Source organism: Gloeothece verrucosa PCC 7822, assembly GCF_000147335.1.
Taxonomy (GTDB): Bacteria; Cyanobacteriota; Cyanobacteriia; order Cyanobacteriales; family Microcystaceae; genus Gloeothece; species Gloeothece verrucosa.
On record NC_014501.1, the window covers coordinates 2,190,580 to 2,215,227 of the forward strand.

Genomic DNA, 24,648 nt, shown 5'->3' on the forward strand with positions numbered 1-24,648 from the left:
TTCTCATGTTGCTGACACAAAATATGAGGATATCATGTGTAAGAACATCAATAAAGCAATTACCCAGGTTACATAAGCCGAATAGGTTAAGCTTTGTGACACATCATCAAGGCGTTGCTTGTTAGTATTATAAGTCGCTATTTGATTGGCCATCATCCGTAATTGGTATTCTTCTGGGGTTAAAGACAAATACCGTTCTAAAAATTTTTTGTCTTCTAGATTTGGGCTGACTGCCACTTGACGCGGCAAAAAGGCATTAATCAGTAGCGTGAAATTCATTAAAAAACCGATTATTTCTCCAATACTAAAGGGACTAAGAAAGAAGATTAATCGAGAAATGGTTAAGCTTGTTAATAATGCACCATTGACCACGAATAAAATATTAAGTTTTGTTGTCAACAGATGACTCTGCTGCTTTTGTTGTTCCATGACATCCCGAACATCTTGGGCGGCTAAATCAATCGTAATACTCGAAGAAGTTTTTTGAGTATGATGACTCTCTTCAGATGAACGGGAATCTTCTACTTTTGGCGGTTCTTCTACTTTTTGTGCTGTTTCGACTTGTGCTAATTGTTCGGAGAGGATATTAATAGCAGTCATAATTAGTAATTTCGTTCCCTCCCGCTACTCATCCCATAACAGGCTGATCGGATCTATTACTAGCTTACTGCTATTTCAATCCTTTAACTAGATCAAAGTAAATAATTTAGCACTTCGCCAGCAATCACTTCTGCCCCATTTTTAGCGAGGGTGTTTTCTAAACGAGCCGGCACTAAAGATTGCTGCAAAAACTCCCAAGAATCCCCAAAGAATTCGGCGGGTGTGATAATTTGATGCTGGCTATATTTTTTCAGTCCTTCTAACAAAAAAGGCGTTTCCCCAAAATCCTCTCGAGTTAAGGTAACGATGGGAACATTTAAACGCAATGCTTCGGCAAAGGTACTATATCCGGGTTTACAAACCACTCGCCCACAAAGCGGCATAAAATCTACAGGGCGATAGCGATGATCAGTGATTTTAATTATATTCGCTAATTCGGGAGCATGACGATCAAAGGTGATGAATTGCCAATCCGTAAATTTATCTAATTGTTGATAGGGGATTTGCTGTAATCCCAGTCCTCCAAAGGTTAATAAAACGGTTTTCGAAGGAGGAGATTTTAAATTAAAAATATTTCTTAATTCGGTCTCACTCAAACGGGGTGTTCCTCCCGTTAATCCGACATCAGTGATACTAGAAAAAGCGCTCATCGGTTCGCACAAAGGGAAACGAAATAAGCGATCACATTTTTGATAACATTCACTAATCCACTGGGAAATTTCTTGAAACTCTTCTCCCCATTGTCCATAAATAAAATCCCAGCCAAAATTACTCATCATCCAGCAAGGAATACCAGCCGCTTGAGCAAGAGGAGCGGCTAAGGGCGGAATATCGGCTAAAATTAGCTGAACCCGGTTAGTTTTCAGAAAGTTTACTTCGGCGGCTATAATAGAATTCTGTTTTCGACGTATTTGCTCTATTTTTTCTTTTGTCGCTTTTTTATCCATTTGGATGCTATCAGCTTGTATAACTCCCACATCAAAAGCGCGAGAACGATAAATAAAATCCTCTCCTAGATAAGATTCGATTAACCAATGCGGCGTAGTGGTAGCTAATATCAGTAAAATATCTGGACAAAGTTGTTTTAGCTGTGCTGCAACACAAGAAATCCGTACAGCATGACCAAAACCATGATTAGTAACCATTAGATAAACAATAGGTCGAGACATGATAATTGTAGATAACCACCAAAGTAAACAATCAACTAAGATTATAGGGTGATTATTGCTGTATAATCCAAAAAATGTTTATTTATACTGAAAAAAAAGCAAAATTGAAGAAAGAGTCAGCCTAGATCGGGCATTTTCCTATCAACAAACATTAGCTTATGTCGAAAAAAAACGAAACAACGATTTTAATATTAGCTTTTTTAATTACGGCTGCGATATTAGGGGGTGGTGCTTGGTTATTGCGCGATACCATCTCGAATTTGTTCTCTAAGGAACCAAATTCATTTAATCGGGTTTCCTCGAGTTCAGGAAAACGCAGCAGTCTAGGAGAAACTATTTTAGTCCAAGCAGATACAACTCCTGAAAAACAAGCGGGTGTAGAAGCATTTGCTAAGGGAGATTTTGCCAGCGCCATCGCACAATTTCAGTCTTCTCGACAAATTCAACCCAATGATCCAGAAACCTTAATTTATCTCAATAATGCTCAAGCCGCTACAAAAAACCCGATTAAAATAGCTGTGGTTGTTCCCATTGGCGGCAATTTAAATGTGGCTAAAGAAATCCTCCGAGGCGTAGCCCAAGGACAAAATGAAATCCATCAAAAAGGGGGAATTAACGGCAGAGGATTACAGATAGAAATTGTCAATGATGATAATAACCCCGAAACGGCTAAACAAGTGGCACAAGAGCTAGTCAAAGACAATAGTATTTTAGCCGTCATAGGACATAACTCTAGTAATGCCACTATTGCCGCCGTACCCGAATATCAAAAAGGGGGTTTAGTGATGATCTCCTCCACCAGTACAGTAACAACTATTCCAGAAAGAGGAAATTTTATTTTTCGGACGGTTCCTACTATTCGATTCGAGGCTGATACTGTATCCCGCTACAGCATCAACATGGCTAAAAAAACCAATATTGCTGTTTGCTTTGACTCTACAGCCGCCAATAGTCAATCTTTAAAAGATGATTTTACTTCAGCGATTTACGCTGATGGCGGCAGAATTCTAGAAATTAGTTGTGATTTTGCTGCCCCAACTTTTAATGCTAATGAGGCTGTTTCTAATGCCATTAGTAAAGGCGCAGATGGATTATTATTAGCCGCATCTGTGGAGAGAATAAATTTAGCGCTTGAGGTGGCAAAAGCCAATCAACAACGGTTATTTTTATTAGGAAGTTCTACCCTTTATGCTTACCAAACCCTCAAAGATGGACAACAAGCTGTCAACGGTATGGTATTAGTAGCCCCTTGGCATTCTGAGGCTTTTAAGGGTAATCCTTTTCCTGTGCAAGCTAAACAGTTATGGGGAGGAGATGTTAATTGGCGTAGTGCCCTATCTTATGATGCCCTACAGGCAATTATTGCAGGATTTAAATCAGGAGACATCAGTCGTCAAGGGTTACAGGGTGTGCTATCGAGTCAGGGATTTTCTGCTCAGGGAGCCACAGGAAAAATTGAGTTTCTACCGTCAGGAGACCGCAATGGAGCGGCTATTTTAATTAAGATAGAAGCAAGGCAACCTTCCACATCGGGAACCGGTTTTGATTTTGTGCCTTTGCTGTCTAAATAACCCAATTTTTAAGAGGATTTTGCTATTGGCTTTTCCTCCTCGCTTGGAGCATTAATTTGGCTATTTAAGGCTTTTCTAGCAATTTTCGTCACGTAAACTGTTACCACAACAGTAGCAATTAAGCCCATAATTCGGATTCCCCATTGAGCCAGATTTGTCTGTTCGCTTCCTGTGCCAAGCGTCGCTAAATTTTTGGCTAAAGAACCGATATAAACATAGGTGACGGTTCCCGGCATCATGCCTATCCAAGAGGCTAATACATAGTCTTTTAGAGTTACTTGGGTAATACCAAAGGCATAGTTTAAAAAGATAAAGGGAAAAAGCGGCGAAAGCCGAGTTAATCCTACTATTTTCCAACCTTCTTGGGCTACGGCGTTATCAATGGCTTTAAATTTAGGATATTTTTCTATTTGTTTTTCTACCCATCCTCTCACTAAATAGCGCCCAATTAGAAAGGCAATGGTTGCTGCTAAGGTAGAGGCAATAGAGACAAGAATTGAGCCTTTTACTAGGCCGAAAATGGCTCCTGCTCCTAGGGTGAGAATTGCTCCGGGTATTAGCAATACGGTGGTTACTATATAGATAATAATGAAGATTAGTGTACCGCTAAATCCTAGCTGATTAATCCATTGTAATAGGTTTTCTAAGGTGGTGTTGATTGTTGGCATGGGTTTGATCTGTCGCGCAAAGAGTTTAGAGTAATGAACCTCCGCAACTTGAGCCGCTTCCGGCTGTACATCCATAGCAATAGTTGGCGGTTTTTATTTGTTTGATTAGGTCTAGGTTGGCGGCTTCTAAAAGTTTTGCTACCGTTATTTTTTCTCCTTTTGGTGTTGTTGCTGGTAGGTTGTCCATTTGGTTGAAGTCACAGTCATAAATGTTGCCTAAATAATCTATGGATAATTGGTTACGGCACATTACATGAGCTACTGTATTATCGTTGTGGTTAGTTTCTAGAAATTTTAGATAAGGGGTGTATAATTGTTTATGATCTAAATAATGTTTGGTTCTGCCAATGGGTAGATTGGTGATGGTAAATAGGTGATTAAAAACAATATTGAAGTTTTCTTTTAAGTATTTTTTGTAGTCTTGTTCGAGTTGAGTTTGATGGGGGGTGAGAGAAAATTGCTCGTTTTTGGGGACTGGTGGGTTATACACTAAGTCTAATTGCAAGTTTTCGGAGCCATAACCTAATTCATTTAGCCTTTGTATGGCTTTTATTGAAGCGTTATAAACACCTGACCCTCTTTGTTTATCTACGTTGTCTTGTAAATAACAGGGAAGTGAGGCAATTACTCGTAATTGATGGGCGGTAAAATATTCGGGTAGGTCTTCAAATCCGGATTCAAAAAATAGGGTTAAGTTTGACCTAACAATCACTTCTTTTCCTTGTTTTTTGGCGGCTTCTACTAGGGGTTTAAAGCCATAATTCATTTCGGGTGCGCCACCGGTTAAGTCAACAGTTTCAATCTGAGGAAATCGGTTGATGAGTTCTATGAGTTGTTGACAAATTTCTGGGGTGAGTTCTTCGGTTCGTTTAGGACTGGCTTCCACATGGCAATGGTTACAGGCTAAGTTGCATTTTCTGCCCAGGTTGATTTGTAAAATGGTGATTTTTTGTTTGGTTAGGGGTTGATTGAGTTTTTGATGAAAGGGGGTCAATGAGGGTTGTGAATTGATGGTTAACATAGCTATTTTTGAAGAGTTTTTTCCACAGATGAACTTTGCCCTGAAGCAAGTGAAGGGACAGATTAAAACAGATTTTCTTGTGCTGTATTTATCTGTCTAGATAGACGGGATTAACAACAGGTTCCAGGACTACAACAAGGTTCTTCTGGGTGGGTTGTTGTCAGTCGGTAGCCGCTTCCTTTGGTTTCTTTGGGATGACGAATGGCTTGATTTTTACAGTTATAGGGTTGGGCTTCTTCTAGGGGGATATCTTGATAGGGTGGGACGGGAATAATATCTTGGTGATAGGGACTCTTGGGATTGGTTAAAATCTGATAGGTTTTGTCACAAACTGCCATGCGTTCGCCACGACAAAAAATGTGCCCATCATCGTCTTGGACTTGTTTCCAAGGGCCTTTATAGATAATAGATTGTTTTCTTTCTAAACAGGGACCGTCTTTTCCTTTGTAGGCACGAACGGTTAAAGAACGAAATTCTATTCCATCAATGATTTGCCAAGGTTGATCATCTCTTTTGAGGATTTCTATCCCATAAAATCCGGCTTTTTCAAACATTTTGAGAAAGTGATCTTCTCGAAAGGCTCCGGCAATACAGCCACTCCATAATTGCGGATCATTGAGAATTTCTGGGGTGGGGTCTTCATCACAAACAATATCTGAAATGACGGCCCTTCCTCCTCGTTTTAAGACTCGGTATATTTCTTGAAATAATTGTTGTTTGTCTTGAGGACGGACTAGGTTTAAGACACAGTTAGAAATGACTAAATCAATGCTTTCATCCCTGATGAGCGGCGCGTCTTGACGCAGGCGATGGCACTGCGCTTCAAAGGCGGCTAATCCTTCCATTGAGGTGATGGGATTTTCCTGTAAAATTGTCTCTACTTTTTCTAAGTCTAACTTTAAATCTTGAATTTTTGCCTTGACAAATTGAGTGTTATAGTAGCCAATTTTATTGGCAATTTCTGGCTGATATTTTCGGGCTAATTGAAGCATTTCATCATTGAAGTCAACGCCGATGACTTGACCATTGGCTCCGACTTTCTGAGCAATGATATAACAATTTTTGCCGGCACCGGAACCTAAATCTAATACGGTTTCTCCTTCGGATACATAGCGGGTGGGGTCGCCACAGCCATAGTCTTTGTCGATGATTTCTTGCGGTAAAATTTTTAGATAGTTGCCCTCGTATGGGGTGGGACAACAAAGACTCGGTTGTTGCTCTCTGGCACCTTGTTGGTAGCGGCTGATCACGACTTCTTCTATATCGTAAGCGGCATTCGAGGATAAATTAGGGTTTCCAGTTGAAGTATCTATTTGAGTCACTGATGCTTTCCTTTTTGGTAGCCTATACAGGCAATATAGCAAAAGGCGGCTTTCTTGACTTAATCATATAAGATATTAAATTTTCGGCACTCACTAAGGAGAAGCCGCCGGAGATTCTTTGGTCAAATTAATCTGAGGGTCTTGGGCCACCCATCCCACCGGAAACTTATAACGTACCTCAAAATGTAGATGAGGACTTGGTAAATCCGGTTCTCCTGTGGTTCCCACAGCGCCGATTACATCCCCTGTATTGACCTGCTGCCCGATTTTAACGCTTACTCGACTCAGATGAGCATAGCGCGTTTGCCGCACATCACTATGATTAATCACGATTAAAATTCCATAACTTTCTTGCGGTCCGACATAAACTACAGTTCCTGCACCTGCGGCTAAGACTGGAGTCCCCACCGGCGCTAGTAAATCTATTCCACTATGAAATAAGCGTCTTTTATTGATGGGATTTTCTTGCCAACCATACTCTAAACCCACTTGAGCTAAAAAGGGTAAAGGATAACCACTTAATCCGGTATAATCATTAGTTTTTTTATTTCTGGCCGTCCAACTCACGCCCGGAATAAACACCACTGAGGGTTTCATTTGACAGCCATTCACCTCAAATAAAACATCAGCCCTCACCCCATAAACATCCTCTAAATCTTTCCAAGTTGCCCCGGGGCGGACTTCTACTCGAATGCCATTAAAGGGGGGAATCAGAATCACTTGTCCCACTGCTACTGTACCCTTTTCTAAACCTGGATTAAATCGGATCAACGTTTCTGAGGTCAGATTATAATAACGAGCAATGATGGGAATTGTTTCTCCTTCTCTAACCTGATGATGTTTTACTCGAGATAAGGCAGGAGGCGGACAACTGGGAGTTTGAGTATTAGGCTTTTTGATAATATCCACTTGAGCAAAGACCGGCATCACTTCGCCCACAGAGAATATTAACAATAGCCATGTCAAGAGTAACCGAGAAGAACCTATAGGATCAATCAAAGTCAATACACCACCGAACCATTCTTTCAAGAGAAGACTAAAGCACTCGCAGGACGCTAGGAATGCTATTAATCGCTTGAGATTGCTCAATTTCAGCTAAGGCTTGCCGAAAATTGCCTTCTCGTACATCATGAGTGACCACGACGATTTCTGCTAACTGTCCCTGAAATCCAATTTGAACGACGGATTCTAGACTAACATGGTGCTGACCAAAACAAGTTCCTAAATGCCCAATCACCCCAGGGACATCTTCACAGAGAAAGCGGGCATAAAAGCGAGTTTTTAAATCTTCAATTGGGGTCAGACTACAATAATGTTGATGGGTGACGTTCAATAAAGGATCTAAAGATTGTGCTTGTCCTCCACTGCTTTGCAGAATGCCGACGATATTCATAATATCTGAAACGACTGCACTGGCGGTTGGACCTGCCCCCGCACCGGGTCCAAAAAACATCACTTGTCCTAACGGTTCTCCCTTGACCAAAATGGCGTTATAAACCCCATTAATACTGGCTAGTGGATGATCTTTGGCTATTAAAGTGGGATGTACTCGCACTTGTAAGGTTTCTGAATCATCTCCTTTAGAACCTTGGGCAATGGCTAATAATTTAATCACAAATCCGAGTTTATCAGCATAAGTAATATCGGCGGCACTGACTTGACGAATGCCCTCACAATAAATCTCTTCGCGTTTTACCCGTCCGGCAAAACCGATGGAGGCCAAAATAGCAATTTTATCGGCTGCATCTAATCCGTCTACATCTGCCGTCGGATCGGCTTCAGCATAGCCTAATTTTTGGGCTTCTGCTAATACCTCGCCAAAATCGGCTCCCTCAGAGGTCATTTGGCTGAGGATATAATTGGTCGTTCCGTTAATAATGCCAATAATATTACTAATCCGATTGGCCCCTAATGATTGTTTGAGGGGTTTAATCACTGGAATTCCCCCCCCCACAGCCGCTTCTAATAACACATAAACGCCGGCTGCATTGGCCGCTTCATAAATTTCATCCCCATAACGAGCGATCACTGCCTTATTGGCCGTGACAATGTGCTTTTTATGGGCAATGGCCTTCATGATGAGTGACTTGGCTGGTTCTAGTCCTCCGAGCAGTTCTACGACAATATCAATCTCTGGATCAATGACAATACTTTCTAGATCTGTTGTAATCACGGCGGGAGGGAGTTGAACTTGACGGGGTTTGTCAAGAGAGCGCACTCCTGCCCGTTTAATCTCGATATCTTTTAAGATAGGATTACGTCCCCAGGGATCGAGTAGAATTTGTGCTGTCCCCGTTCCCACAGTTCCCAAGCCTAATAAACCTATTTTAAATGCCACTGCTGTTATCCTCGCTTCTACTCCTTATCTAGATTAGCATTCCCCATTCCTCTTTCCCATTCTCCATTCCCCCTTCTCAGTTGGAAAATTTAGTTAACCAGAATACAAAGTTGGTAACCTTTTAAGGTAAAATAATGATTTTGAGTTAGTGAGTCTATATAGATATATAACAATAAATGACTAGCCAATTAATTTCTCGAGAGTCTCGCCAAAACCATTCCTTAGAATCTCTAGTTCACACCTCTAAGACAACCTTCGGCGAAGACCCGCATTTAACAAAAGTGATGCAATCTTACCAAGCAGCCCAACAAGTAGAATATCTACATTTGCAAGCAGAGATAGAAGTTCTATTACAGCAATTACAAACTTTAAAACAAAAACGCTCAAGGAAAAAAGTTAGTTAGCTTGCACCTGCTCTAAAGCCATAAAAATGAAAATTTAAACGGCAGTTGATTCATAGCTCATTAGGGTGATGAATCAATGATTTCCTATAGAGAGTTAAGGCAGAAGAACTCTAAAATTAAGGTTAAATGCCTGAGTTTTTAGCATCTCCAGCCATCAAAAAATGAGACAATATTTATAAGTTGGTAGTCAATTAAAAACATGACCATACATCCTCAATTACAAAAGGCCTTTTCTACCCGCAGAGCTTTAAAAGTGATTAGCGGCTTAAATAATTTTGATCTCTCAAAAGTAGCAGCAGTAGTCAAAGCCGCCGAAGCGGGTGGTGCAACCTTCGTGGATATCGCCGCCGATGAGAATTTAGTCCGTCAAGTTCGTCAATTAATCGATTTACCCATTTGTGTATCGGCTGTAGAACCAGAATTATTGGTTTTAGCCGTAAAAGCTGGAGCAGATTTAATTGAAATTGGGAATTTTGATAGTTTCTATGCTCAAGGACGACGCTTTGAAGCACCTGAAGTTCTCGCTTTAACTCAACAAACCCGCCAACTGTTGCCAAATATTACTCTTTCGGTAACGGTTCCTCATATTCTGCCGCTTGATGAACAAGTTCAACTCGCAGAGGCTTTAGTGGTAGCCGGAGCAGATATTATTCAAACCGAAGGCGGAACCAGTAGCCGCCCCACTCATGCGGGGATTATGGGTTTAATTGAAAAAGCTACCCCCACTCTAGCGGCGGCTTATAGCATCTCCCAAGCTGTACCGGTGCCGGTTTTATGTGCCTCTGGGTTATCTAGCGTCACTGTACCGATGGCTATTGCTGCCGGTGCGGCGGGTGTTGGGGTTGGTTCAGCCATTAATCAACTCAATGATGAAGTCGCTATGGTGGCGGCTGTCCGCAGTTTGGTAGAAGCTTTAGAAACAAACCCTATTCAAGTTCAGATCTAAACTGTTCGACATGAATATAATGATTTAATATCTTTGCAGGTGGGTTATATAACTCACCTTTAATTTTTTTTATCTAAATCTTAACCTGATCATGAGATCATATCTTTTTATAAAACTGTTGTATTAACTTAGACAAAACAATGAGCAGAAAAATAATCGGCTATCTAATCATAACCACCTTAGTAGGAGCCATAACCCTTTGTGGGCAAAAAGCTAATGCTCTTACCTTTAACTTTACTCAACAAGGATGGACTCAAGGAGGAATACTAAGCGGCAGTTTTAGTGGAGAAGACCTCAACAATGATAATTTAATTGAAAAAACAGAGGTAACTGATTTTTCTTTTGCTTGGTCGGGAAATTCGTCAGTCCCTTCTTTTAAACATGATTTTTCTAATTTATTTAATTGGGAATTTTCTCTTTCAGATTACCGTTTAATTAATGGGTCGAGCAGTAGAGGAACTACCTTTTGGTCTTATGACGATAAGATTAAAAAAGGAGAGATAGGGATAGTCGCTTTTGTGAGTACCCTATCCGATACCACTGTCGAACCGCCAAACTTTTCACAGGTGCCAGAACCTTTGACGATTTTAGGGACAGGCACAGCCCTATTATTCGGCGCAGTTTTTAAAGGGAAATTAAGCGAAAAATAGCGATAAAATTGGCTTTTCTTCGGGGGCAATGCCGACTCGAACCCCGATTAGCTCAAGCAATCTTTTAAAGAATAAGCGACTTGCTCTTGTTCTTCAAAAGTCAGGTCAGGAAACATCGGTAAAGACAATACTTCCTGACAAGCTTGTTCTGATCGCGGCAATTGTCCTTGCTGATAACCTAAATATTGATAAACGGGTTGCAAATGCAAAGGCAGAGGATAATAAACCATTGATATTACCCCCATTTGTTGCAATTGTTCCCGCACTTGATTTCTATATAATTGTTCACCTTGTTGGTGCTCCGGTAGGCGAATGGTATATTGATTCCAAACGTGTTTCCCACCGGCTAACGCTTGAGGTAACTGAATCTTTCCGATAGGGGAAAGCAGATGTTGATAGCGTTCGGCCACCAGAGAACGTTGTTCATTCCAATGATCTAAATAACGGAGTTTAACTTGTAAAATAGCCGCTTGAAGGCTATCAAGACGACTATTGACCCCGATGGCTTCATGATAATAACGTACTCGGCTGCCATGTTCAGAAAGCATTTTCAGGGTAGCGGCGATCTCTGGATCATTAGTCGTCACCGCCCCACCATCCCCACAGGCCCCTAAGTTTTTCGTGGGAAAGAAGCTAAAAGCCCCGATATGGCCGATGCTACCGACTTTTTTTCCGTCCCATTCGGCCCCTGTTGCTTGGGCGCAATCTTCAATCACAAATAGATGATACTGTTGGGCAATTTCCATCACTTTTGTCATATTGACGGCTTGACCAAACAGATGTACTGGAATAATGGCTTTTGTCTTGCTGGTAATAGCGGCTTCAATCTGATCCACATCCAGATTAAAAGTATGCGGCTCAATATCCACAAATACAGGAGTCGCCCCCACCAAATTAATGACCTCGGCAGTGGCAATAAAAGTAAAAGGACTCGTGATTACTTCGTCTCCCTTGCCGATATTTAAGGCCCTTAAAGCGAGATAAAGAGCATCTGTACCGGAATTACAAGAGACACATTCACTTACATTAATATAATGGGCAAATTGTTTTTCAAAGTCAGTGACAACAGTACCACCAATGTAACGACCAGAACTTAATATTTCTAGAACCGCTAAGTCGGTTTCGGTACTAATTAATTTATACTGACGTGCCAGATCAACAGGAGGTATATTATTCACTCGTTTCAACAGGAGAGTTTTTAATTATGAAAGCAAATTTTGCACGAAAAGGAAAGAGTTCATAAATTGCTAAGTCAGTGGTTGAGGCTGATTAGTTCCTGAGTTGATGGAGGAGGTAAGAATATTGTGCATGATTTAGTCGAACTTAACCCTGGTGACTTGGGATGGGCACTAGGGATCATGATCGCAGCGATCGCGCTCTCGAATTGGCAAAAGCTGAAGTTAGAAGGGCAGTTATTGCTGGCTACCGGGCGCTCTCTGCTACAACTGTTAGTCGTGGGTTATGTGCTGGTGGCGATTTTTGCCTTACATAATCCTCTGGCGGTGTTAGCGATTTTAGGGATTATGTTAACTATTGCTGCGGTGGTTTCCCGTAACCGTATTGGTAAAAAAATTGGGGGGTTGTTGCCGGTGGTTTGGGGTTCGTTATTGGCCAGTAACGCTTTAACACTCGGCTATGTGATCGCGTTTATTATTCAACCGGAGAACTGGTACGACCCCCAATATATTATCCCTTTGACGGGGATGGTTTTGGGAAATGCCATGAATAGCGCTTCTTTGGCGGGGGAAAGGTTGGCGAGTTTAATTATTCAGAACCGTTTAGAAGTGGAAACCTATCTCTGTTTAGGGGCTACGCCAACAGAGGCTATTTCTGCTTATCGAACTGAAGCGATTCGAGTGAGTTTAATTCCGACAATTAATCAAATGATGGTGGTAGGATTAGTCAGTTTACCGGGAATGTTTACCGGACAAGTTTTAGCCGGTAGTGATCCCCTTAATGCGGCTTCTTATCAGATTTTAATTTTGTTTATGATTGCTTTTGCTAATTTGATGACGGCAATTTTGGTGACTCAAGGCGTTGCTCAAGGTTTTTTTAATAAAAATGCTCAATTAACTTTGCCTTGATTTATGCAAGAGGTCTAATAATTTAAAGGTGGACATAATCCACCCTCTTTTTCTCAAAAACCCGCCTTAAAGACAAATTATTTCTCCATTTGAGTCAATACAGCATTCTGATAATAATGAGTCAAAATGCGGTCATAACTAACCCCTTGTTCGGCTAAATATTGACTTCCCCATTGACTCAACCCAAGACCATGACCAAATCCTCGACCATTAATATCAAATTTGCCATTATCAGCAGACACCACAAAAAGGGTACTCCGCAGGTCAAGAACTTTGCGTAACTGGCTACCACTAATGCGTTTAGATCCGCCAGTCCCCAAGACTTTCATCGTAACCACTCGTCCCTGGGGAGTGGTTTGTTCAGGAATCATCGATTTAATCATCCCAACACCACCGATCAGACTACTCAGTTGGCCGCTACTATAAGTCTTAGTCCACTGAAATACCGGTGCCAGTTGGTCATAGTCCACCACTCCTCGCAAATAGGGTAAAGGATAACTCCACACATCTTCCACGTTTTCGGTATGACCGCCAGAAGAAGAGTGAAAAGCGGCTAAAATCACCTGACCGTTATAGGTCATTACCTGGCCTTTGGTTTCCTCTACTGCTTCATGGGTACTGAGAAATTCAGTTTCTAGACCTTTATACACTTGGGTTTTAGTGGTGGTATCCAAATCGTAGAAGCGGTTGCCGGTGGTAGAAGTGGTATAAAGGGCATAAGTTCGCGCTGCTACTGCCTGTGCTTTGAGGGCTTCTAAAGACCAACTGGGAATCGCTTCCGCCCCCACTACACTATAAAGATATTGCTCTAAACCCACTTGATTAATGGCTGTTACCCCACCTCCTGTACGCATCAGACGAACCCGTCCCCGATACCAGCGATCGCCGATCCAAATAAATCCGTCGTCTTTGGGTTCAATTAAAATTTGGCTCGATCTCCACTGAGACACAGACACGCCGCTACCACTGGGAACAGCCGAGATGGCATCCATTTCTTGAATTTCTCCTAAAGTTCGTCCGGCTCCGTCTTTTACTAGGGCCGGGGTCGAGCTTCCTACTTTAATTTGAGAAATATTCTTTTTGATCGCTATCCGTAGTTCTGTAGCGGCTTGGGCTGGACCGATGATCAAGACCCACAGGAATAGAGCAACTAACCAAGATTTTCGAGCTATGGGCCTTAAAAGCCGCCAAAGCGAGACTAAGCAGGCTAAATCCTCTTTAATATTCATTTGATTTCCTCTCCTCACACAATCATCTTTAAAATTTTAGACGGTTTACAGAATAATCGCGTCAAGATTTGTTAATACTTTAGTGATAGCAAATTAGGGTTAACTATATCATTGATCGGTACTGTTGACTGTTGCAAGAGATGACATGATGATATTTCTCGTCAAGATTTATTTTAAAGAAAATTTAACTTTTTCCCTCAAGACGAATAATCGTATAAGGAAGTCCGGAGGCTGTTAAATTCAAAGCGATTATTTATAACATATATGACGATTTTTTATAAGTACATCCAGAAGTACAAGTTTCTCGAATCTCCACAGCATACAACCCCGGCAAGCCTGCCGCTTCTAATTTCTCATAAACCCACTTAGCGATCGCTTCACTGGTAGGATTTTCTAGACCGGTGGTTTCATTAAGATAATAATGATCGAGATAATTATCTAAAATCGGCTTCATATATTGTTTAACATCAGCATAATCTATAATCATGCCTTGTTTTGGGCCCTCAGCCATCAGTTCATATCCTTTTACATAAACTCGTCCCACCCAACTATGTCCATGAAGACGACGGCATTTTCCATCATGATGAGGTAAGGTATGAGCCGCTTCAAAACGAAACTCTTTATAAATGATCCATTCTTCCATTCTCAGTTAGGGTTTATTCTCGGTGAACCATCAACCATCTATCATCAACCATCAAAAGCAACGATTAAAAATTATAAACTAATAATTACAGATTACACGAGATAATAATAGATCGTGACTATTGTAGCCCATTCAAAAACAGCATCAATGGCAAACCCACCCGAAAACTTAGATTGGCTATGGCGAGGAACTAGCGAAATTTTCCCGAATCAGCCAGAATCAGATAATCCCCAAGAAAACCTAACTCAACTGTTAGCCAAAATTGATCGCCCTTTACGGGTTAAACTCGGCATTGATCCCACCGGAACCGAGATCCATTTAGGCCATAGTATCCCCTTTCGCAAATTACGGGCTTTTCAAGATGCCGGTCATACCGCCGTCGTCATTATTGGCGATTTTACCGCCCAAATCGGCGATCCCACCGGTAAATCAGAAGTTCGTAAGCAACTGACGGCTGAACAAGTGAGGGAAAATGCCCATGATTATTTAAAACAATTACGTCCTATTTTAGACTTCGATACTCCAGGACGTTTAGAAATTCGCTATAACTCTGAGTGGTTAGGTAAGCTCGATTTATCAGATATTATTAAATTACTCTCCACCATGACAGTAGGGCAAATGCTCGCTAAAGAGGGGTTTGCTGAACGTTATGAGAAAGAAACTCCTATCTATCTTCATGAGTTTCTCTATCCTTTGATGCAAGGTTATGATTCAGTGGCGATTGATGCCGATGTAGAATTAGGCGGCACGGATCAAAAGTTTAATATTGCTGTAGGACGGGATTTACAACGTTATTTTGGCAAAAAACCCCAGTTTGGTTTATTACTGCCGATTATTCTCGGGACGGATGGCGTACAAAAAATGTCCAAATCTCTAAATAATTATGTAGGGCTACGAGAAGATGCCTTATCGATGTATTCTAAATTAGAAAAAATTCCCGATGCCGTCATTAAAGATTATTTTGAATTATTGACTAATTTATCTTTACAAGAACTGCCCTCAAATCCTAGGGAATGTCAAAAATTGTTGGCAACAGAGATAGTTTCTCAATATCATAGTGTTGAAGCCGCCGCAGAAGCTCAAAAAGCTGCTATTGCTCTGGTGCAGGGAGGGGGGACAACTTCAACTGATGCTGTACCCGAATATTCTTTATCTGGGATAGAATTCCCGGCTAAATTATTTTATATTCTTAGTGCGACTCGGTTATGTTCTAGTAGTGGAGAAGGGAGAAGGCAGATTCAAGGGGGGGCTGTTCGTTTAGATGGTGAACGCATTAGCGAAGTCGATTTGACGTTTGATAGTCCTCAACAACTCCAAGGAAAAGTTTTACAGGTAGGTAAAAAGAAATTTGTGCGATTAGTTTAACAAAAATTAGCTTAGAAAAAATATGAATGTATCAGTCATTATTCCTGCTTACAATGCCGTCGAAACGTTAGAAGAAACGATCAAATCTCTACAAGCGCAAACTTTGCCGCATTGGGAAGCCATTATCATTGATGACGGTTCTCAAGATGAAACAGCAGCACTCGCTACCCAATTAGCCCTAGAAGATAATCGCCTTCGCGTTATTACTCAAGCTAATAGTGGAGTTTCTGCGGCTCGTAATCGTGGCATTGAGGAGGCTCATTTTGACTGGTTACTGTTTCTCGATGCTGATGATTGGATTGCCCCAGAGTATTTAGAGAAAATGACGGGCGCACTCACCACAGATCCGAGTTTAGATATTATTCATTGTGGTTGGACTTTTGTAGCTCCCGATGGCACATTGATGGGAGAAAAATATACTCCCGACTTAATCGATTTATTTCCTCTATTAAGTTATTCTTCTACCTTTATTATTCATTCTTGTATTGTTCGTAAAGCTTTAGTAATTGCAGCAGGAGGATTTGATCGCTCTTTGGCTGTCTGTGAAGATTGGGACTTTTGGCAAAGAATCGCTCGAACAGGAAGTCGTTTTGGAGCAGTAAAAGAAATCTTAGCATTTTATCGAATGCGTCCGAAATCTTTATCGAGAAATGCTCAACAATTTTTGACAGATGCGATGAAAGTCTTAAATCAGGGACATTCGGCTGATGCTCGCGTTTTAAATCCGGCTCCTCGTTACGCTCAAGGACAACCACAAGCCAAACTTCCCTTGTTCAAATTGTCTTGGATTAGTTGGTTAGCAGGTTTATTTATAGGACAACAAGAAGATGCTAGACCGCTTTTAAGTATTGTTAAAGATGACAATGCTCCTGATTTAGGTCCTGATGTAATTGCTAAAAATATTTTTGAGTCGGTTCTTTTACAAAACTGTTCACGCTTGGACCAGTGGTATATCCTTTGGCCAAAAATTGAAAAAGTTCTTTTAAATTTTCTCGACGCTTTAGAAAGTCAATCTCAAGCTTTTAAGTTAGCCAGCCAAACTCGTAAAATTTTAGAAATACTCATTTTAGAAAAAACTCCAATTCTTGAGCCTGTGCAGATTGGGACAACTTATGGCATTAATTTAGAAATCACAGAACCTATTGCCGATATTTTGACTTCAGAAAACTGTGATCGCCTCTACTGTTCGCTTACACTGGAAGGAAAAAAATTAGGAAATTTAGAACTTCCTATTATTGAGGGTCAAGTGAGTTCTTGGGTACTAAAAGATGCCATTGCCGATCAATTTGCTTGGCCAATTTTGGGTAAATTCTTTGAACATACAGTTTATACACCTGAACAAGTCCAAGAACATGATAGCCTAGGTTGGACAGTGTTTTTACAACAACTTTGGGGGAAACAAAATTGGACAGCAGATAACTTTTATGACCCCAATTTCACCGAAGGAGAAACAACGGTAAAAACGTTAAATAATGCGGCACAATTAGTCATTGAAGTTAGTCAAGAATTATTTGATATTTCTGTGCTAAACTCGTTCCGCACCCCAGTCAATATACCGGAAATCGATGTACTTTTAACTGTAGGGGGTGTAGCAATAAGCAATATTTCTCTACCCGTTTCCGAAAATTTAATGACGGCTCAAGCGTTACGAGTAGCCTTAACCTTAGAAAGTGGATTTGAATTGTGCCGAGTTTGTGTGCGAGAAGCGTTAGTTGGGCAATCTTTAAAAGATTCTACTCCATTGCGTTTACGTTTAGCTAAATTGGCTCAAAATCAAGTTTCTCAAGGATACATTTATCCTCAATCGAGTTTAAGTAGCAGTGAACTTTGGTCTCGACAAAGTGTTATCTTAGGTCGTCAATTAGGAACCATTAATAGTAGTGTTTCTCGACGAGTCATATTTCCTAAAACCCTCGCTCCTGAATTGATCAGAATGGCTCAAGTGAGTCAAATACCTCTGATGCAAATTCCCCCAGTAGGTGAATCGGTGACACAAATCATTTATGCTCCTGATGTGATAGGAAATACTCAATTTTTAAGTTCAACTGCTGTTAATATTATTGCCAATCGTGCTAAAAACTTTTACACCCGGGAACATTTTGAAAGCCTATTTTCCAGTAAAGCAGACCCTTGGAAATATACCAGTTCTTACGAACAAGTGAAATATGAACAAACTCTCTCTTTAGTGCCGAAAAAGCCAATTAAAAAAGCCTTAGAGTTAGCTTGTGCAGAAGGACATTTTACGGTTCAGCTTGCGCCCCTTGTGGATGATTTACTGGCGGCTGATATTTCTCAAGTTGCCCTAGATAGAACGGCTGAACGTTGTGCAAGTTTTGAGCATATTCACTATCAACAAATGGACCTTATTAAAGATCCGTTACCTGGGCAATTTGATCTCATTGTTTGTAGTGAAGTTTTATACTATGTTGGAAGTTTAGAAAGCCTGCAAACTGTGGCGCAAAAAATCGCTGATGCCTTAGAACCGGGGGGCTATTTTTTAACAGCACACGCCCATCAAATTATTGATGAACCTGACAAACCGGGGTTTGATTGGGGATTGCCTTTTGGCGCAAAAACCATTGGTGAAACCTTTGCGAGCATCCCATCTTTGTATTTAGCAAAAGCGATTCAAACTCCTCTTTATCGCGTGCAGTTATTCCGCCGTTATCCATCAATTCGTCTGCCTTGGCAGCAATTTAAACCCGAGATGACAATTTTAGAAAAACAACCCACTGACCTACCGCCACAAGTAGAAGCTAGGGTAAAATGGCAAGGGGGAGAACCTTCACAATGGGGTCAGTTAGAAACAATTGTCACTGCAAAATTACCCATCCTTATGTATCATCGAGTTGCCCCTAGTGGTTCAGAAAAAATGGCAACTTATCGAGTTACGCCTGAAGCTTTTGAAGAGCAGTTACGCTATCTTAAAGATGCAAGTTTTTATAGTGTTTCTTGGGAACAATGGCAATTAGCGCAATGGCAACGCCGGCCTTTACCGGGTCGAGGTGTTATCATAACCTTTGATGATGGTTATCTCGACTTTTTTGAATATGCTTGGCCACTGCTCAAAAAGTATGGGTTTAGTGCGACTGTCTTTTTAGTGGCTGATCTCATAGGTCAGTCTAACCGTTGGGATCAAGCTTTTGGCGAAGAAATTCCTTTAATGGGATGGTCAGAAATTCAACAACTACAAGCAGAAGGGGTAGAATTTGGCTCTCATTCGGCTACTCATCAGCCGCTAACTGCTCTAACTCATGACGAGCTAATACGGGAATTAGCCAGATCGCGTACTATTTTAGAACGAGGTTTGAAAACTTATATTCGGACCATTGCCTATCCTTGGGGGTATTTTAACCCGATTGTGGAACATTTTACTGGAGGCTGTGGTTATACTTTTGGTGTAACTTGTCGTTCTCGGTTAAGTCAATTTAACGACCGCTTATTGGCTTTACCTCGAATTGAAGTCAAGGGAAATTATACTTTACAAGAATTTGTTAATTGTTTAAAGTGAACGGGTAATAGACAGGAAAGCTTGTGGCGCTATTACCCATTACTTAAGATTTAATTGTCATAGATCCGAGCTTCTAGCGCTTCAGGATTTTCTTGACAGTATTCCTCAAAATAAGTTTTTTGGGGCTTTTTAGCGCGTTGATGAGCCAGTTCAGCTTGTAGTTCTTCAACCACATCCCAAGCCGCCGCACATTCAGAAGAAGAGGCTCCTTTTTCGGCACATACAGCGCGAGCATTGGCTCTAGCTTTTTCAATTTCGTCTTCAAGTTCGAGAGATTTAGGTTGTTCGACAAAATTACTTTTATGTAAAATATCGTTGACCGAGATCACCCCAAGCAAGCTATCTTTGATCACAGGCGCAAAACGAATGCCTGTATTAGCAAACAACCGCGCCACATATTCTACACTCAAGTCCGGATTAATCACGATACAGGGTTTACTCATAATTTCATAAACCCGGACTTTTTTGGGGTCTTCTCCATAAGCGGTTACTTTATAAACAATATCCGTCTCAGTCACAATGCCATAAGCATCTTGTTCATGGCGACGTTCAACAATGAGAGTTCGTAGTCCTTTCTGTTTCATTAGTGTAACGGCTTGAGCGACTGTAGCTGAACCCCGAATAGTAACGACCTCTTTGGTCATAATTTCTGATGCTTTCATCGGATATACCTCTAGATTTTTGTCTTAAATGAAGCCAGTCGTATATAGCTTTTGCTATTTGATTGATAAACCAGTTAGTATAGAGCGTTGTCAGGGTAAGATAGCTCACAAATCCTACGCGAAACGCTATATATATTGTATAAGTATTCTTGCTCCTCTTTTTCCTAAAAAATGTTTAAGGGTTTTGAGGCTAGTAGAAATGTCAAATAGCCAACAAAATTTTACAAAGCGGAAAAACTTCTCGAGGGTTATGTTATGTTTTAATAACTTTTGCTCAAAATTTTTGCTTATTGTGATCGTTTTTACTTTAAGTGGGGCAATTAAAGCAGAAGCTATCACCCGCTATAGCAGAGATTTCGCCAATTTTGATAGGGATGACTTTCCGAGTATATTCCTGCCCCAATTCCGGTTGAGCCTTTTATTTTCATCAATATTTAAAGCTTTGCTTTGTTATAGATTATCCGTTACTATTACAGTAAGAGCGTCTCTAACTTTGTCTCCTTTGTATTACATTTCTTAATATTTTGATAAAGCACTCCCACAGGAGCGTCGTATATTTACCTAAAAATTTAGGTCAAAACGAATTTACGATCTTTAGCTTAAGATATGTTGCCTGAATTTAGGAGAGCGACCAAGAGTAGAAAAGGGTTAGTGTCGTGTGAGGGGAAAGTTAATTATTAACTTAGATGGTTGTTGTCATCTCTATTTGTTGTAGGGGAATCCTTAATGTCCGAGCAAAACTTTTCCCAAAAAGATTCGCCTGGAGACTCATCATTTTCATCAATTAACTGGGTTAGTTTATGGCAGGCAAGTGGTAATGATTGGAGTTGGATGATCAAACAAAGTTGTTTATCCAGTTCTAGTTCATCTCTAAAAAGAAAAGAGTCTCTAAACCAACGAAAAGTAATCTTTATAGAGATTATTTTAACGATTGCTCTTTTGCTTTTAGCCAGATTTGTCGAATCTTATCGCCCAGTTATGGTTAATTCAGCCCAGGAGAATAAATTTTTTGAAAGCACCATTATCCCCAGTAACTCTCATGTTCAAGATAACTCATTATTCCCAGCAAAAGACCCCTAAAAAAGCGGGACAATGGCGATAAAACATAGGCATTTCTGAATTGTTGATTAATGCTTAACCATGAACCCTAAAGGCAAAAAGCAATACTAATTATTTAGACTTGAAGTTTTAGTCTCGTTTCCTAACGGTAACCAGGAAACGAGCATGACAACTTGTGCTGATATTGAATCATTGCTCAAAATCTTCAACAGTACGTTCTAGGAGATTTTCCTGTAAATGTTGATTGTGCTGTCTATCTTGAGTGAGTAATTCTCTAGCTCGTTCTTCAGTTTCATGATTAGTATTAGCCGCCATCTCCTGCACAGCACGACTAGAAAGATTATCTTGAAGATGCTCGCGTTCGTGTCGTTCCTCAACCATTAATTGACGGGCGTATTCTTCGGTATTCATAATAATTTTTTTATTATTGTTACTCTTATACTGTAACCTGAATTTGCACCTTTTTTTAAAAAAATGTATCTTCCGATACAGAAAAATTCATAAATAGTAATAAAACTTTGTCGAGTCAGAGAAGTGTTGAAAAAAAAAGAGTCAGGAGCTACGCTAAATAAGCTTCCTAACCTCTTTAATCCTTTATTTAATACCAATTGCGCTGATCGGCTTAGCCCGAAAACCTATTCTTCAGACTCATCATCTTCTCCGGCAGGAGGAACCAAAGCCACAGCCGCGATCGCATCATCATCATCCAAGCGTTGTACTCTAATCCCTGTAGCCATACGAGACTGAGGAGAAATGGCATCTACGGCCTGACGAATAATAATTCCTCGGCTAGTAACAATCATCATTTCGTCTTCTTGGTTGACAATATGGATAGCCGCTAACTGATCTTGAGCATTTTTAAACCTAATAGCCTTAACACCCATACCAGCACGGTTTTGCAGACGAAATTGATTAACCGGAACTCGTTTACCATATCCTCCTGTAGTAATGGCTAAAACCCAAGGACCGACATGGGTTTCTTCATTAACCAATTCTTCGCTTTCGAGATTTTCATCTTCGATCTCATCCTCAGAAGTTCCGATATTAGCCACCACTTGACCCGGTAAAATATCGACGCTAATAATCTCATCTGTGCCTTTGAGTTTCATAGAGCGAACGCCGCGAGCGGTGCGTCCTATAGGGCGAAGTTGTTCGTTATCGGCTTTAAAATGGATAGCCATCCCCTGACGAGTACCAATGATAATGCTATCTTCTTCTTTTGCCAGCCGCACCCAACGCAGTTGATCGCCTTCTGAGAGAGTAATGGCAATCAACCCGTTAGCGCGAATATTAGCATAAGCAGAAAGGGCTGTTTTTTTAATGTAACCTTGACGAGTGAGCATCACCAGATATTGATCTTCTGTAAACTCGCTGACAGCTACCATAGAGGTAATTTTTTCATCTTTCGGGATGGGTAACATTTGCACGATGGGAACCCCTCGCGCGGTGCGGGAACTACTAGGAATTTGATAGGCGCTGATCACATAGACCACACCGCGATCGCTAAAGAAGAGGATCTGATCATGATCGCAGCAACTTAAAAAGTGTTCTACCCCATCATCTTCTTTAATTTTGGCCCCGGATTTTCCTCGGGTAGCGCGACTTTGCTGTCCAAAGGTGTTAACTGGCATTCGTTTAATATAACCCTGTTCAGTTAACAAGATAACGGCCTGTTCATTAGCAATTAAGTCGATATCAACAATTCCCCCTTCTTCCTCGACTATTTGGGTTCTGCGGGGGGTTGCATGAGTGCTTTTGAGTTGAGTCAATTCTTCTTGAATGATTTGGTCAACCCGTTCGCGCCTTTGTAAGATATCGGTTAAATCAGCGATTTTCCGTTGTAACTCTTGATGTTCAGCCTGAATTTTTTCGGATTCTAGGGCAGTCAAGCGGCGCAGTTGCATTTGCAGGATAGCATCCGCTTGAACCTCACTCAGTCCAAATTGTTCGACTAATTCTCTTTTAGCGCTACTGGTATCAGCCGCCTGTCGAATGAGTTGAATGATCGGATCTAAGTTAGCTAAAGCCACTAATAACCCTTGCAAAATATGGTCTCGTTCTTCAGCTTTTCGCAATTCATAGGTAGTGCGGCGAATGATGACTTGGACGCGAAACTCAAGGAATACCCCTAAAAAGTCTTTAAGATTGAGAATTTGCGGTTCTCCATTCACCAGCGCCAACATATTTGCGCCAAAGTTAGCCTGTATAGGGGTTTGCTTATAGAGGTTGTTAAGAACGACCCTGGCATAAGCATCTCGTTTAAGTTCAATGACGATTCGCATTCCGTCGCGGTCACTTTCATCACGAATATCAGCGATCCCGTCAATACGTTTATCATTAACTAATTCAGCAATTTTTTCAATTAAAGCGGCTTTATTCGTTTGATAGGGAAGTTCAGTGACGATAATGGCATCTCGGTCCGGACGGCCTCTGTGTTGGATCGTTTCTATTTCAGCCACACCGCGCATGGTAATTGAACCCCGTCCGCTTATATAAGCATCCTTGATGCCGGAACGTCCTAAGATTTGTCCGCCGGTGGGAAAGTCGGGTCCGGGGATATATTTCATTAATTCGATATTGGTAATTTCTGGGTTATGGATCATCGCGATCGCCCCATCCACTAATTCTCCTAAATTATGGGGGGGGATATTGGTGGCCATTCCCACAGCGATTCCAGAAGAACCATTGAGGAGTAATTGAGGCAGTCTAGCAGGCAGTACCACAGGTTCTTGTTGAGAACCATCAAAGGTATCGATAAAGTCTACGGTTTCTGCTTCGATATCTCTGAGGAGGGCGTTAACCGAGAGGTTTTGTAGCCGACATTCAGTATAACGCATGGCGGCGGGGGGATCATTATCGATGGAGCCAAAGTTTCCATGGCCTTCTATTAGGGGATCGCGCATGGAGAAATTTTGCGCCATCCGCACCAAAGCGTCATAAACTGCTGTATCCCCGTGAGGGTGATATTTTCCCAATACTTCTCCCACTACCCTAGCGCACTTTCTAAAGGGACGATCAGGGGTTAGTCCGAGTTCATACATGGCGTAGAGTATACGGCGATGCACAGGTTTTAGACCATCCCTCGCATCAGGAAGCGCCCGTCCTACGATCACGCTCATGGCGTATTCTAGGTAAGATTGGGACATTTCGCTGCTGAGATCTGTGGGAATTATCCGCTCCGGCTGGGTGGTCATAGGGTAAAAATCTCCGTTTTCGTGAGCTTAAACTAATAATTTTGGTAAAAATAAGGATAAGTTCGGGTTTCTTATCCTAAAATCTCGGAAATATTACAAGTTTTTTCTTTATTTTAACACGCGACAGTGGGCTTAGGAGAGTGCTTACCCTCGTTTGCGACTCCTGAGTTCCGATTCTCGATTCCTAAGCTTACAGTTAACTGCTGTTGTCG

The 24,648-nt window shown here is 41.1% G+C and carries 21 protein-coding genes; 8 read left to right on the top strand and 13 right to left on the bottom strand.

The genetic code is table 11. The features are described from left to right. Nucleotides 1-3: 3 nt before the first annotated feature. Together CYAN7822_RS09650 and CYAN7822_RS09655 are read right to left on the bottom strand one after the other, a co-directional pair. Nucleotides 4-600: a hypothetical protein gene (locus CYAN7822_RS09650; RefSeq protein ID WP_013322066.1), complete on the bottom strand. Its 597-nt coding sequence runs from the start codon at nucleotides 598-600 to the stop codon at nucleotides 4-6. 92 nt (nucleotides 601-692) lie between these two features. Next, nucleotides 693-1,769 (bottom strand): hypothetical protein, encoded by a 1,077-nt coding sequence (locus CYAN7822_RS09655; protein ID WP_013322067.1) that lies wholly within the window; start codon nucleotides 1,767-1,769, stop codon nucleotides 693-695. Nucleotides 1,770-1,927: 158 nt separating this feature from the next. On the opposite strand from CYAN7822_RS09655, the gene CYAN7822_RS09660 reads away from it, so the two are divergent. Further along, on the top strand, nucleotides 1,928-3,340 hold the full coding sequence (locus CYAN7822_RS09660) for an ABC transporter substrate-binding protein (protein ID WP_013322068.1): 1,413 nt from the start codon (nucleotides 1,928-1,930) through the stop codon (nucleotides 3,338-3,340). Between the two features lie 8 nt (nucleotides 3,341-3,348). Here the strand turns inward: CYAN7822_RS09660 and CYAN7822_RS09665 are convergent, their stop codons facing one another. The 5 genes from CYAN7822_RS09665 to CYAN7822_RS09685 form a co-directional block, all read right to left on the bottom strand. Continuing rightward, the gene (locus tag CYAN7822_RS09665) at nucleotides 3,349-4,008 is read right to left on the bottom strand and encodes a TVP38/TMEM64 family protein (RefSeq protein WP_041933191.1); all 660 of its coding nucleotides are present in this window, start codon (nucleotides 4,006-4,008) and stop codon (nucleotides 3,349-3,351) included. Nucleotides 4,009-4,033: 25 nt separating this feature from the next. Next, entirely contained in the window at nucleotides 4,034-5,029 is a 996-nt protein-coding gene (arsS, locus tag CYAN7822_RS09670) for an arsenosugar biosynthesis radical SAM (seleno)protein ArsS (RefSeq protein ID WP_013322070.1), read from the bottom strand. Nucleotides 5,030-5,139: 110 nt separating this feature from the next. Beyond that, the gene (locus tag CYAN7822_RS09675) at nucleotides 5,140-6,351 is read right to left on the bottom strand and encodes a methyltransferase domain-containing protein (protein ID WP_013322071.1); all 1,212 of its coding nucleotides are present in this window, start codon (nucleotides 6,349-6,351) and stop codon (nucleotides 5,140-5,142) included. Between the two features lie 93 nt (nucleotides 6,352-6,444). Further along, nucleotides 6,445-7,278 (bottom strand): LysM peptidoglycan-binding domain-containing M23 family metallopeptidase, encoded by an 834-nt coding sequence (locus CYAN7822_RS09680; RefSeq protein ID WP_013322072.1) that lies wholly within the window; start codon nucleotides 7,276-7,278, stop codon nucleotides 6,445-6,447. Nucleotides 7,279-7,387: 109 nt separating this feature from the next. Beyond that, on the bottom strand, nucleotides 7,388-8,689 hold the full coding sequence (locus CYAN7822_RS09685; RefSeq protein ID WP_013322073.1) for a homoserine dehydrogenase: 1,302 nt from the start codon (nucleotides 8,687-8,689) through the stop codon (nucleotides 7,388-7,390). A gap of 176 nt (nucleotides 8,690-8,865) precedes the next feature. On the opposite strand from CYAN7822_RS09685, the gene CYAN7822_RS09690 reads away from it, so the two are divergent. The 3 genes from CYAN7822_RS09690 to CYAN7822_RS09700 all read left to right on the top strand — a co-directional run bounded on the left by CYAN7822_RS09690 (nucleotide 8,866) and on the right by CYAN7822_RS09700 (nucleotide 10,689). Next, nucleotides 8,866-9,093 carry a hypothetical protein gene (locus CYAN7822_RS09690; RefSeq protein ID WP_013322074.1) on the top strand — a complete coding sequence of 76 codons (228 nt, stop codon included), beginning with the start codon at nucleotides 8,866-8,868 and terminating at the stop codon, nucleotides 9,091-9,093. Between the two features lie 199 nt (nucleotides 9,094-9,292). Beyond that, nucleotides 9,293-10,039, top strand: coding sequence for a DUF561 domain-containing protein (locus tag CYAN7822_RS09695; RefSeq protein ID WP_013322075.1), 747 nt, complete (start codon nucleotides 9,293-9,295; stop codon nucleotides 10,037-10,039). Nucleotides 10,040-10,179: 140 nt separating this feature from the next. After that, nucleotides 10,180-10,689, top strand: a complete 510-nt coding sequence (locus CYAN7822_RS09700; RefSeq protein WP_013322076.1) for a PEP-CTERM sorting domain-containing protein — start codon at nucleotides 10,180-10,182, stop codon at nucleotides 10,687-10,689. 47 nt (nucleotides 10,690-10,736) lie between these two features. Here CYAN7822_RS09700 and CYAN7822_RS09705 read toward each other — a convergent pair whose 3' ends face one another. Continuing rightward, nucleotides 10,737-11,867 (bottom strand): DegT/DnrJ/EryC1/StrS family aminotransferase, encoded by a 1,131-nt coding sequence (locus CYAN7822_RS09705; RefSeq protein WP_013322077.1) that lies wholly within the window; start codon nucleotides 11,865-11,867, stop codon nucleotides 10,737-10,739. A 126-nt stretch (nucleotides 11,868-11,993) separates the two neighbouring features. Between CYAN7822_RS09705 and CYAN7822_RS09710 the strand changes: the two genes are divergently transcribed. Continuing rightward, on the top strand, nucleotides 11,994-12,773 hold the full coding sequence (locus CYAN7822_RS09710; RefSeq protein WP_013322078.1) for an ABC transporter permease: 780 nt from the start codon (nucleotides 11,994-11,996) through the stop codon (nucleotides 12,771-12,773). 77 nt (nucleotides 12,774-12,850) lie between these two features. Here the strand turns inward: CYAN7822_RS09710 and CYAN7822_RS09715 are convergent, their stop codons facing one another. Continuing rightward, nucleotides 12,851-14,002, bottom strand: coding sequence for a SpoIID/LytB domain-containing protein (locus CYAN7822_RS09715; RefSeq protein ID WP_013322079.1), 1,152 nt, complete (start codon nucleotides 14,000-14,002; stop codon nucleotides 12,851-12,853). Between the two features lie 253 nt (nucleotides 14,003-14,255). Then, nucleotides 14,256-14,645: a 6-carboxytetrahydropterin synthase QueD gene (gene queD / locus CYAN7822_RS09720; protein WP_013322080.1), complete on the bottom strand. Its 390-nt coding sequence runs from the start codon at nucleotides 14,643-14,645 to the stop codon at nucleotides 14,256-14,258. 147 nt (nucleotides 14,646-14,792) lie between these two features. On the opposite strand from queD, the gene tyrS reads away from it, so the two are divergent. Together tyrS and CYAN7822_RS09730 are read left to right on the top strand one after the other, a co-directional pair. Then, nucleotides 14,793-16,010 carry a tyrosine--tRNA ligase gene (gene tyrS / locus CYAN7822_RS09725; RefSeq protein WP_013322081.1) on the top strand — a complete coding sequence of 406 codons (1,218 nt, stop codon included), beginning with the start codon at nucleotides 14,793-14,795 and terminating at the stop codon, nucleotides 16,008-16,010. Between the two features lie 22 nt (nucleotides 16,011-16,032). After that, entirely contained in the window at nucleotides 16,033-19,521 is a 3,489-nt protein-coding gene (locus CYAN7822_RS09730; protein ID WP_013322082.1) for a trifunctional glycosyltransferase/class I SAM-dependent methyltransferase/polysaccharide deacetylase, read from the top strand. Nucleotides 19,522-19,571: 50 nt separating this feature from the next. Here CYAN7822_RS09730 and CYAN7822_RS09735 read toward each other — a convergent pair whose 3' ends face one another. After that, nucleotides 19,572-20,183: a CP12 domain-containing protein gene (locus CYAN7822_RS09735; protein WP_013322083.1), complete on the bottom strand. Its 612-nt coding sequence runs from the start codon at nucleotides 20,181-20,183 to the stop codon at nucleotides 19,572-19,574. Nucleotides 20,184-20,909: 726 nt separating this feature from the next. Here CYAN7822_RS09735 and CYAN7822_RS09740 point away from each other — a divergent pair. Continuing rightward, the gene (locus CYAN7822_RS09740) at nucleotides 20,910-21,263 is read left to right on the top strand and encodes a hypothetical protein (RefSeq protein WP_013322085.1); all 354 of its coding nucleotides are present in this window, start codon (nucleotides 20,910-20,912) and stop codon (nucleotides 21,261-21,263) included. Between the two features lie 168 nt (nucleotides 21,264-21,431). On the opposite strand, the gene CYAN7822_RS09745 is transcribed toward CYAN7822_RS09740, so the two are convergent. Both CYAN7822_RS09745 and gyrA read right to left on the bottom strand, forming a co-directional pair. Beyond that, nucleotides 21,432-21,653 carry a hypothetical protein gene (locus tag CYAN7822_RS09745; RefSeq protein WP_013322086.1) on the bottom strand — a complete coding sequence of 74 codons (222 nt, stop codon included), beginning with the start codon at nucleotides 21,651-21,653 and terminating at the stop codon, nucleotides 21,432-21,434. Between the two features lie 224 nt (nucleotides 21,654-21,877). Further along, on the bottom strand, nucleotides 21,878-24,436 hold the full coding sequence (gene gyrA / locus CYAN7822_RS09750) for a DNA topoisomerase (ATP-hydrolyzing) subunit A (protein ID WP_013322087.1): 2,559 nt from the start codon (nucleotides 24,434-24,436) through the stop codon (nucleotides 21,878-21,880). Between the last annotated feature and the right edge of the window lie 212 nt (nucleotides 24,437-24,648).